This window comes from Argonema antarcticum A004/B2, assembly GCF_023333585.1.
In the GTDB taxonomy this organism is placed as follows: Bacteria; Cyanobacteriota; Cyanobacteriia; order Cyanobacteriales; family Aerosakkonemataceae; genus Argonema; species Argonema antarcticum.
Genome location: NZ_JAIQZN010000020.1, coordinates 46,017 through 56,552, shown reverse-complemented (window position 1 = coordinate 56,552; position 10,536 = coordinate 46,017). Strand labels below are relative to the sequence as shown.

Sequence of the window (10,536 nt, the reverse complement as noted above, 5' to 3'; positions counted from 1 at the left end):
GATGCGCAACAACATACCTGAAAACCCACATTCCGCACTTTTCAGGTAAGTGGGGTACAGAGAAACCCGGTTTCTTGAAGAAACCGGGTTTCTGTAGACAAGCAAGAGAAGATTTCCGATTTAAAATTGGCAATTCTTCAATTTCAAATCTGAAATTCCCAATTAATTCCAATTACCAATCATCGTGTAACCAGACCAAAAGTAAGGATGAGATAGATTAATATTACCACTGGTAGCAAGTTCTGGGGGAAGAGAGACGCGACGATTGTCCGATAATACTAACTGTCCATTCTGGAACCTGACTTGTCCTTTCAGCATACCTAACTGAGCATCTCTCAAAGCCTCAGTTTTTATCGGTGCCGTCCGCAACTTGTGATAAAATTCTGTCATCAGTGCTAGCGAACCTTCATCGCTGGCATACCAAAGACTTCCCACAGCAGTTTTCACACCCGCCTGAACCGCCAAACCAGCAAATCCCAGTTCTGCTTGTTCGTTTCCTAATGCAGTTCTACAAGCACTCAAAACAAGCATCTCTACTTTTGGAGCTTTATTCCAAGCCAATTTTCGCGAAAAGTTTTGCAATTGATCCAACTGGAGTTTAGAATTCCAGAACTGGATGTAAGATTTACTTACTTCTCCGGCTCTAAATTCTGCATGAGTCGCTATGTGGATAATTTCAAAATGTTGTTGACGAGTGAGAGATTGGAGTTTTTCCAATGTTGATTCTTCATTCAAAAATGCTTGACCCCGCCAAAGAATATTAGCTAAGGTCGGAACTTCCACAGCTACCGCCGGTAAAGGAGACTGAGCTTGGGTACTCTTTGATATTCCCATTGCCAACATTTGGGAGTTGGCAATCCGAATGTAACGGGTATCCGTGAGGCTAAAGCTAGGGATTAAAGCGACATTATATTGCTCGATCAGAAACTGTTGACCATTGTTGAAAGCAGCTACGGGGACCGATCGCAAACCACGATCCATTGAAAATATCAAGCTATCTATTTTGTTTGCTGCTAAATCGGATTGTACGGGAGCAATAATCCATTGATAAAACTGTTTGGCAAAATTCCGATAATCGTTACTCAGAATTGGATCTGTTACTCCAGATCGAAATTCTTTGGCAACTGTTTGGACGCTTTTGCGGTTTGCTTCGCGAACGATCTTCCGAATAAAGAGGGTAGAATTATTATTTTGTTTAAATGATGCCTTAGTACAAGGTGTAGAACTGGGTAGAATGAGTAATAGTTCGAGTTGTTTCTCCAGGGATACCACGTAAAGAAGTGCTGCTTTTTTCCCTGTTGTTTCAGCTAAATCGCATAAAGTCTGAGATATCTGTTCAGGAGTAGCTGTTTGACCAAAAAAGTTTGTCCCGAAGTATTTGCCAAATTCTACTGCTTGGGCTTCTTCAAACATCTGCACTGCCCGATCGAAGTTTGCTTGTTGAAAATTTTGCTCAAAAGCAGTGCGATCGATCTTTATATTACTCAGCGAACTTTGTGGCGATTCGGGTTTTCCTTCAACTGGTTGAGGATTAATTTCTAGTGGATTAGGAACTGTAGTATTTGACTGAGTTCCTGATTGGTTAAGTCCTGGTTTGACGGCAATAAAAATCCAACCAATTGTCAAAACAAAAATTAACGAGAATTTAAGTAATTTCTTCATTGTTCATTGCTACTCCAGTTTCCAGTCTTTAAAAAGAGATTAAATATCCAACTCCTAATATAAATCTGCTTCCGTCACCAGCCTTGCCAGTAATATCAGTTACTCCTGGTGTAATCACCAAAGGAATATCGCGGAACGGTACAACAGATAATCCGAGCGTCAAATCTTGACCTGTCCATTCTGCTATTAAATTTACAGGTTCGGCCACTCGCACAGCAACACTGCCAAAAAAACCAACAGAATCAACATCTTCATTAATATTAGATTCCGAACGAAATTGTCCGCTGCCAATGCCAGCAGAAATGTACAACTGACTGAAGGGCCGATCGACTCGATTTTGCAGACGAAATCTTTTTGTTACCACAGCATAAAAACTTGTACCGCTATCGGTAAGACCCCAGTCGATCGCATTCAGCACCCCCACAGCAACAGCAAAATCGTTAGGTAACTGTCGGTGAAGCTTAAAGCTGAGAGTACCATCTTCTGCGGTATCCAAATCAGTAACTGACACGCCAACATCTAAGCCGATCGCTTTTTGAGCATCACCCAACCCAAACCCAACGCCGAAAACCCCATCCGCCTCATTAGTAAAACGAGTTCTTTCTTGTAAACCCGCACCAACACTAATATTCCCCCAAGATTTTCCATAAGCTGAGGGCGTTATCACCGTAATATTCGGGGCTGTACCGTATCTCCCTGGCTCCGATCGCTCCAATGGCAGGTTTTGGGGTTGAAAAGGCGTTTCTTCAGGTTTAGATGGCTCAGTTTCCAGACTGGGCGCAACACCAGATGGCTCAGGATTTACTTGCACTTCGGGTGCTTGAGCTATTGGGGCCAATACCTCAGTTAGCTGGTTTGTTGTCAAGGTAAGTTCCAACGCCGCCCCTACCTCGTCAGGGTTGCTTTCTTGTGCAAGACTGGTTTTCGGAGTTAGCAGTAAGGCGATCGCTATACTGGAAACGATCGCCTTTGAGACCAAATTCATCGCCGTTGCATAATTCCAAGTTAATCTCATCGAGACAGTTGTATTTGGTAAAAGTTTATACCCGTGGCAGTGTCAACTCAATCGGATTCGTACCATCCAGCATTGTCCTCGTGCAATCTGCCTGTGTGAGGTCTGCCCCACTGAGGTTCGCCCCACTGAGGTCTGCTCTGGTCAGATCCACCCCTCTCAAGTCAGCTTCGTTTAAATTGGCCTGATTCAAACGGGCTCCCGTCAGGTCTGCCCCTCTCAAATCTGCCTTAGTGAGGTTTGCCCCACTCAAGTCTGCTCTAGTCATATCTACCTTTCTGAGGTCGGCTTCGCTGAGATCCGCCTGACACAAGCTAGCTTGCGTTAGGTTTGCCGCTCGCAGGTCTGCCCCTTGAATTTTCGCCCCTTCCAAGTCAGCCTTCCGCAAGTTAGCTCCGGTTAAGTCTATTTCCCTCATGTTAGACCCGGATAGGTTCGATCGATAGAGGTTTGCGCCGCTCAAGTCTGCCCCACTGAGATCCACACTACTCAAGTTAACCTCTGGAAGCGATACTTTAGGAGCAATTAAGTAAGCTCCAACCTTATTTGGGTCAAACCCTGGAGGGAACTGCGTTTCCGAAGAGTAAACCGCCTTTTTAAACATCGCGTCTCTCAAGTCAGCTCCACTCAGATTAGATCCACTCAGATTAGATCCACTCAGATTAGCTCCATTCAGGATAGCCCCATTGAAGTTGGTTTTTCTCAGGTTCGCCCTTCTCAGGTCTATTCCCCTCAAGTCCGCTCCATTAAGATCTACACCGCTGAGGTTGACATCTGGAACAGATACTTTAGGCGCAATCAAGTAAGCCCCTGCTTTACCAGCGTCAAGATTTTCACTAAATCGAGTTGTTAGACTGTAGACTGCATTTTTGAGGATCGATCCTTTCAAGTCTGCTCCGCTCAGATCTGCCCCACTCAAGTTTGCCCCTGTGAGGTCGGCGCTTTCCAGATTAGCCCCAACCAGGTTAGCCTTCGTTAGATTAGCTCCCCTTAAGTCGGCTTGAGTCATTTCTGCCCCAACCAGATTAGACTTGCTCAAATTGGCTCCTCTGAGTTTGGACTTGCGGAGGTTAGCCAAATTCAGGCAAGCTTCTGTCAGGTTGGCCAAATTCAGGCTGGCTTCTGTCAAGTCACACTCAATCAAGTCAGCATAACTCAGGCAGATCTCACTCATGTCAATCTGTCTCAAGTCAGCCTTCCTTAGATAGGCACCCTTCAAATAAGCACCCCGTAGGTCAGTCCCTTTTAAAGTCGGCGTTGCCAAGTTTCCACCTATAAATGCCTGCCAATTTCGGTCTTTCTCACTCAGGGATGGCTCGAACGAAAACCCACTACCGAATAGTGATTTAGATGGATTGTCGCCTCGCTGATTAGCCACTATATTAGGTATTTCTACGGTAAATCAAGTTTTTCAAAGCGATCGCTAATAAGCAATTTAATCATTTATAGCAACCGCCAGGGCGATTAAGGCAACTCCAACTGTTACATGAAGTCCATAATCCCTTACTTCGTCAAGCTTTTTCCTCTTCCCTCTTCCCTAGTCCCTAGTCCCTAGCCCCTTTGCCCCCTCCCCTAGTCCCTAGCTATATTTTACCTGAAAAACGATCGAGCCAGAAAGCCATCGCGATTTCTAGGGGCTTGCAGTCGGCTCCAGTAAACAAGAGAAACCCGGTTTCTTAAAGAAACCGGGTTTCGGGAGTCCCTCACTTACCTTCTAACAGCCCAAAATGCAATAGGTGAAATAAGTTGCTATCTCAGATCAGCAAGCGCCACTTTTACTCAGCACAACCTGGATGGTCTTGAAAATCAGACCGATGTCATAGACAATCGACCACTTGCGTTGGTAGTCCACATCCATACGAACGATTTCTTCAAAATCTTTAACTGTGGAGCGACCGTTGGCCTGCCATTCCCCTGTTAATCCCGGCTTGACCTTCAACCTTTCCCAATGGTGGCTTTCATATTTTACAACTTCATCTACTGTGGGCGGACGAGTTCCGACCAAACTCATATCCCCCATTAGCACATTCCAGAATTGGGGTAATTCGTCCAAGCTGGTGCGACGTAAAAGTCGGCCAACTTTGGTGATGCGGGGGTCATTGTCATTTTTAAAGATATGACCTGTTGCTTGGTTTTGAACCAAATCTTTCATCTGGTCTGCCCCAATCACCATCGACCGGAATTTCCAAATTCGGAAGAGGCGACCGTTGAGACCGCAGCGCATTTGGCTGTATAGAATGGGGCCTGGGTTATCCAGTTGAGTGGCGATCGCAACAGGAATCCCGACAATGCCAGCGATCCCCAATCCCATTACGGCTCCCAGAATGTCAATCAGACGCTTGGCTTTGCTCCTTACTGAAGGATGCTCTGATTTTCTAGCAAAACCAATTTTATATAAACGATGCCGATATGGGCGGTTAAGAGAAGAATTAAAGGATAAGATACCAGCTAGTTCAGATGTAATCATAGCTCGCAGTCAGCTTCAAGGGCGGGTCTATTGGCCTAAATGCAATATAACCTTGCTTTTCACTGGCGAGAGGAGTGAAGATACTGACTTTACACAATCTTTGAAGTATCAGCTAGTTTGTAAAGTTTTAGCTAAATCGACGAAAAGCCAAAACCACATCGTTTTAATAATTTTAATTTGTTATTAATGCCTTCGTAAGGATTCAGGTCAGGAGCGGGGCGGTAGTCAGAGTAGAAAGGAAAGTAGCTTGGAATCAGAGATGGTCGGACTCTGACCACCGCCCCTGGTCAAAGAAAGGCTAAGATTTGAGTCCGGCACTACGATGTCCCTAGCTATAAATGACAAAGCGATCGCCTTTTCTTCAAAGCACGATCGCGAGTGTCTATCCCTATAACGCATTAGCTTTTTTTCAAATTCCTCTATGACACAGAAGCCGCTAATTCCACCAAACGTTCCTGCTGATCTTGGGAAATACAATTTTGAATCACCGACTCCAAATCCCCTTCTAAAATGGGGGTGAGAGTGTAATTCTGCCCCAAACGGTGATCGGTAACCCGGTTGTCCTTGTAGTTATAGGTGCGAATCTTTTCAGAACGCTCACCTGTACCAACCTGCGATCGACGCATTGATGTTACCGCTTCCTGTTGTTCGCGCAGCTTAATTTCATAAAGCTTAGCACGCAAGATTTGCATCGCCCGCTCTTTGTTCTGCAACTGACTCCGTTCTTCAGTGCAGAAAATCCGAATCCCCGTAGGTTTGTGAATCAAGTCAGCAGCTGTTTCAACCTTGTTGACGTTTTGTCCGCCAGCACCACCGGAACGTGCCGTCTTCATTTCAATATCCTTCGGGTCGATATGCACCTCCACCTCATCGACCTCTGGCATCACTGCCACAGTAGCCGTCGAAGTGTGAACCCGACCCCCAGCTTCAGTCACAGGGACTCGTTGCACCCGGTGAACCCCAGCTTCAAATTTCAGCTTGCTGTAAACTTGGTCGCCCTGAATTTCCAGCACAACTTCCTTAAAGCCGCCCATCTCTCCCAGGGACTCGCTCACCAACTTCACCTTCCAGTTTTGACCGTCGGCATAGCGCGAGTACAGCCGCAAAAGATCGCCCACCCAAATACTTGCCTCATTCCCACCAGTTCCAGCCCGAATTTCCAGCATGATGTTCTTGTCATCATTGGGATCGCGGGGTAAAAGCAATACTTTTAAGCGAGTTTCCAGTTGCTCTAGCTTTGACTCCAGTTCCTGAACCTCCAGGGCTGCCATTTCGTGCAATTCAGGATCGCCATTGGTTTCTTTGAGAATTTGTTTTGCTCCTACCCACTCTGACTGAGCATTTTTCCAATTCTCATAAGTGTTAACCACTTCTTCCAAAGAAGAGCGTGCCTTAGCCACTTTTTGATACTCAGTTGGGTCGCTAGCGATATCTGGATCGGCAAGTCGTCGGTTCAGTTCGTTGAAGGTTTGTTCAACAGATTTTAGTTTGTTTAGCAGGTATGTTTCAGCCATTGTCAGTTGCCAGTTGTCAGTTGTCAGTTATGAAAGCTTAGGGGGGTCGGTTGTCAGTAGGAAAAAACTACAAACAACGGACTACAGACAGATGACAATCCTGCTATCTTTTCTTTTTGGTGCCAGGAGCAGGTGTAGCTGCGGCGTCGCCTTCCAACATCCCGTACTTACGCATGAAGCGCTCAACCCGACCTTCGGTATCGATGATTTTCTGAGTGCCGGTGAAAAAGGGATGGTTACCAGACCATACATCTACGTGAAGTTCTGGTTTTGTAGAACCAACGGTCAGGACTACTTGGCCGTTGCAGTAGACTTTGGCTTCGGGATACCACTTTGGATGAATATCAGGTTTGGGCATATTGGTTTTCTCCTTGAGATTTTTGGTGGTTGGCAAGGAAATTTCAGATTTAAAATCTCAGATTTAAAATTTAAAATAAATCTAAAATCTAAAATCTAAAATTTCCCAACCCATTAGAAACATTCTAGCGCTTAGAGTACTGAGGTGCTTTCCGAGCTTTGTGCAAGCCGTATTTCTTGCGTTCTTTTGCTCTGGGGTCGCGGGTAAGGTAGCCTTCGATTTTTAGGGGTTTGCGGTTATCCGGGTCTAATTGGCAAAGGGCTCTAGCTACTCCCAAACGGATAGCATCTGCCTGACCTGCTACTCCACCGCCGTGGGCGTTGACGAGGATATCATATTCATTTTCCAGTCCCAGGGTTTCTAAGGGAGCTTTGACTGCTGAGAGGAAAGCTGGGTTGAATTGGAGGTACAGGTTGCCCTCCTTTTTATTGATCGATATTTTGCCTTCTCCGGGAACTAGGCGCACTCTTGCTACGGCAGATTTGCGACGACCAGTTCCCAAGTACATGACGCGATCGCTAACTTCGGTTGCTTGCATTAATCTTTTTCTCCTGGAATAGTGTTAATTTTCAATTCTTGGGGTTCTTGAGCTTGATGGGGATGGTCGGAACCCCGGTATACCTTTAGTTTAGTAAACAGGCTTCGGCCTAAAGTATTCTTGGGCAGCATCCCTTTCACCGCGTGTTCGATAATCCGTTCTGGTATACGCACTTGGAGTTGGGCAAAAGTTTCCGTTTTCATCCCACCCGGTCTACCAGAAGTACGAAAATATTCTTTTTGGGTACGTTTTTTGCCAGTAACTTTCACTTTTTCGGCATTAACGACAATCACGAAGTCACCTGTATCCAGGTGCGGCGTATAGTAGGGCTTGTTTTTGCCTCTGAGAACCATTGCGATTTCGCTGGCGAGTCGCCCCAAGCGTTGGTCAGTGGCATCTACCACGTACCATTTGCGCTCTAGGGTATCTGGAGAAGGTAGAAAGGTTGTGTTCATAGTTTATTTTTCAGTTGTCCGTTGTCAGTTGTCAGTTGTCAGTTGTTAGTTGTCAGTTGTCCGTTGTCAGTTGTCCGTTGTCCGTTGTCAGTTGTCATTGTTCAATCACTAATGACTAATGACTAATGAGTGATGACAAATTTAGGTTGTCTGTCAAACCAGACTTCTCTGGGAAATGGGAATTCTGGATAACCCACGCGCAATAGGCACAATCCGTGAGCTGGTGCGGCGTACCTTACTTCGGATCGAAGCCTGTTGACCCAGAGATTGGTAAAGTTATCCTGCGATCGCTCTCCTCGTCCGACCTGAACGAGTAACCCCACCACCAGCCTTACCATTCCATACAAAAACCCATTAGCCTGAAGTTCGATGTGAACGAATGGCCCATAACGATAGCATTCTGCCGCTTGCACTTCCACCCAGGAATGAGAACGACTCGATCTGGCGCGGTGAAAGGCAGCCAAATCGTGCTTGCCAATCAGGGGGTTAAGAGTGGCTTGCATCAGCGATTCATCTAGGGGCTGATAATAATAATGCCAAGCAAAAGGCCGCACGAACAAGTTGGGTTGGCGATCGGTATAAAGCGTATAACGATAGCGCCTGTAGCTGGCTGAAAAGCGGGCGTGCCAGGGAGGATTTACCTCAGCTGAAGCCAGAATCAATATATCCTTAGGGAGTCGAGCGTTGAGAACATTCGCCCACTTTTCGGGCGGGATATAACCAGTGGCCTCAAAATGAGCCACTTGGGCGGAGGCGTGGACACCTGAATCGGTTCGACCTGCACCATAAAGCGTTACCGATCGATTCATTATCTCTGAAAGCACCTTTTCAATCTCTTCCTGCACCGTCCGATGTCGAGGCTGCCTTTGCCATCCATGAAAATCTGTGCCCAGGTATTGAATCACCAAGGCAACTCTTCTGGAGTGCTGAGTGCTGAGTGCTGAGTGCTGAGTCATAAGAGTGCCAATCTCTGAGTTTTGAGGAATGAGTTTTGAGTTAAAAGCGAATAAAGATTAGGGAATACTGCCTATTGCCTATTGCCTAACTCAGCACTCAGCACTCACCACTCAGCACTTTCTTCAGACCAGCTCGATAATTGCCATTTCAGCATTATCGCCCCGGCGTCGGATGGTGCGAAGGATGCGAGTATATCCGCCCTGACGACTGCCATAGCGATCGCCAACCTGCTCAAATAGGGCGTGAACCAGCTGTTTATCGTAAAGATAGCCGATCGCTTGGCGACGAGCCGCCAAAGAACCATCCTTCGCTAAGGTAATTATTTTGTCCGCTTCAGACCGAACAGCTCTCGCCCTTGCTTTTGTTGTTTCGATCCGGCCATGACGCAGCAGTTGGGTTGTCAGGGCTCTTAACAGAGCCCTACGCTGGTCGGCTGGCTTACCGAGTTGATGAATACGACATCCGTGACGCATAACACTTCTGTTGTCTCTAAATTAAAAGGAACCCTTAACAAGGAAATTCAGATTGAAAATTTCAGATTTCAGATTTAAAAGTTACGTTTTGAAATTTGAAATCTAAAATCTAAAATCTAGAATCCCTCATGGAATCATCAGTTTGATTTGGCAGCTTTTTCCAGCGGCAATGTGATTCCTAACCGTCGCTGTAGGGCTTCTATCACCTCTTCCGCAGACTTCTGACCAAAGTTTTTGATTTCCAGTAAGTCTTCTTGCGTGTAATCCAGCAAGTCGGCCACCGAGTTAATCTGAGCCCGCTTCAGACAGTTATAAGCCCGCACCGAGAGCTGCAATTCCTCGATCGGGATTTGACTGGTCGGGTCTTCATCATCCGATTTGTCTGAGTCTATCGGTTGCAGATTCATGTTTGTCAGCGGGTTGAACAAGTCTACCAGGATACCCGCGGCTTGCGAGAGAGCTTCTTGGGGTGAGATACTGCCATTAGTCCAGACTTCCATCAGCAATCTGTCTTTTTCCACAGAGCCATCAGCGCGAACTTCTTCAACGCTGTAGTTGACTTTCCGAACTGGCATGAAAACCGCGTCAATCTGGAGAAAGTCTAAAGCCGCAGCTTCATCGTGGCCTCGATCTACTGCTCGATACCCCTTCCCGGTTTCCAGGCGGAACTCCATTTCCAGTTTGGCTCCTGGTGCTAAGGTAGCCACATACTGGCTTGGATCGACTACTTCCATCTGAGTCTGAGAAGGCAAATCAAATTGTGACGCCGTTACTGTACCGGGTCCGGTGGCTACTAATCGGCCTATCTGCGGTTGGGAGTCATGGCTTTTGAAGACTATTTCCTTCATGTTGAGCAGGATTTCCAGCACATCCTCCCGCACTCCCGGAATGGTGGCAAATTCGTGATTGACGCCAGCAATGCGGACTGCGGTAACGGCTGTCCCTGGCAGGTTAGACAGCAGTACCCGCCTCAAAGCGTTGCCTACTGTTGTTCCTTGACCCCGTTCTAGCGGCTCTAGGACAAATTTGCTGTATTGACCGCGATTTTTCTCAATGTTAGACTCGACACATTCAATTTGAAACTGCGCCACGTAACTGAT

General features: G+C 46.5%; 11 protein-coding genes. All 11 read right to left on the bottom strand.

Features of this window, described 5'->3' with window-relative positions; genetic code table 11:
- Positions 1-162: 162 nt before the first annotated feature.
- The gene (locus LAY57_RS11510; protein ID WP_249066594.1) at positions 163-1,662 is read right to left on the bottom strand and encodes a CHAT domain-containing protein; all 1,500 of its coding nucleotides are present in this window, start codon (positions 1,660-1,662) and stop codon (positions 163-165) included.
- A gap of 28 nt (positions 1,663-1,690) precedes the next feature.
- On the bottom strand, positions 1,691-2,647 hold the full coding sequence (locus tag LAY57_RS11505; RefSeq protein ID WP_249066591.1) for a hypothetical protein: 957 nt from the start codon (positions 2,645-2,647) through the stop codon (positions 1,691-1,693).
- Positions 2,648-2,702: 55 nt separating this feature from the next.
- Positions 2,703-4,052 (bottom strand): pentapeptide repeat-containing protein, encoded by a 1,350-nt coding sequence (locus LAY57_RS11500; protein ID WP_249066589.1) that lies wholly within the window; start codon positions 4,050-4,052, stop codon positions 2,703-2,705.
- A 381-nt stretch (positions 4,053-4,433) separates the two neighbouring features.
- Positions 4,434-5,141: a sugar transferase gene (locus LAY57_RS11495; RefSeq protein WP_249066587.1), complete on the bottom strand. Its 708-nt coding sequence runs from the start codon at positions 5,139-5,141 to the stop codon at positions 4,434-4,436.
- Positions 5,142-5,560: 419 nt separating this feature from the next.
- Entirely contained in the window at positions 5,561-6,655 is a 1,095-nt protein-coding gene (gene prfA, locus LAY57_RS11490) for a peptide chain release factor 1 (RefSeq protein WP_249066586.1), read from the bottom strand.
- Positions 6,656-6,758: 103 nt separating this feature from the next.
- Positions 6,759-7,013 (bottom strand): 50S ribosomal protein L31, encoded by a 255-nt coding sequence (gene rpmE, locus LAY57_RS11485; protein ID WP_249066584.1) that lies wholly within the window; start codon positions 7,011-7,013, stop codon positions 6,759-6,761.
- A 124-nt stretch (positions 7,014-7,137) separates the two neighbouring features.
- Positions 7,138-7,551 (bottom strand): 30S ribosomal protein S9, encoded by a 414-nt coding sequence (rpsI, locus tag LAY57_RS11480; RefSeq protein ID WP_249066582.1) that lies wholly within the window; start codon positions 7,549-7,551, stop codon positions 7,138-7,140.
- Positions 7,551-8,006, bottom strand: coding sequence for a 50S ribosomal protein L13 (gene rplM / locus LAY57_RS11475; RefSeq protein ID WP_249066579.1), 456 nt, complete (start codon positions 8,004-8,006; stop codon positions 7,551-7,553). Before rplM ends, rpsI begins: the two co-directional genes overlap by 1 nt.
- A gap of 122 nt (positions 8,007-8,128) precedes the next feature.
- On the bottom strand, positions 8,129-8,962 hold the full coding sequence (gene truA, locus LAY57_RS11470; RefSeq protein ID WP_249066577.1) for a tRNA pseudouridine(38-40) synthase TruA: 834 nt from the start codon (positions 8,960-8,962) through the stop codon (positions 8,129-8,131).
- A 123-nt stretch (positions 8,963-9,085) separates the two neighbouring features.
- Positions 9,086-9,436, bottom strand: a complete 351-nt coding sequence (gene rplQ, locus LAY57_RS11465) for a 50S ribosomal protein L17 (protein ID WP_249066575.1) — start codon at positions 9,434-9,436, stop codon at positions 9,086-9,088.
- 137 nt (positions 9,437-9,573) lie between these two features.
- A complete protein-coding gene (locus LAY57_RS11460; RefSeq protein ID WP_249066572.1) occupies positions 9,574-10,527 on the bottom strand; it encodes a DNA-directed RNA polymerase subunit alpha in 954 nt (317 codons plus the stop codon).
- Positions 10,528-10,536 lie beyond the last annotated feature (9 nt).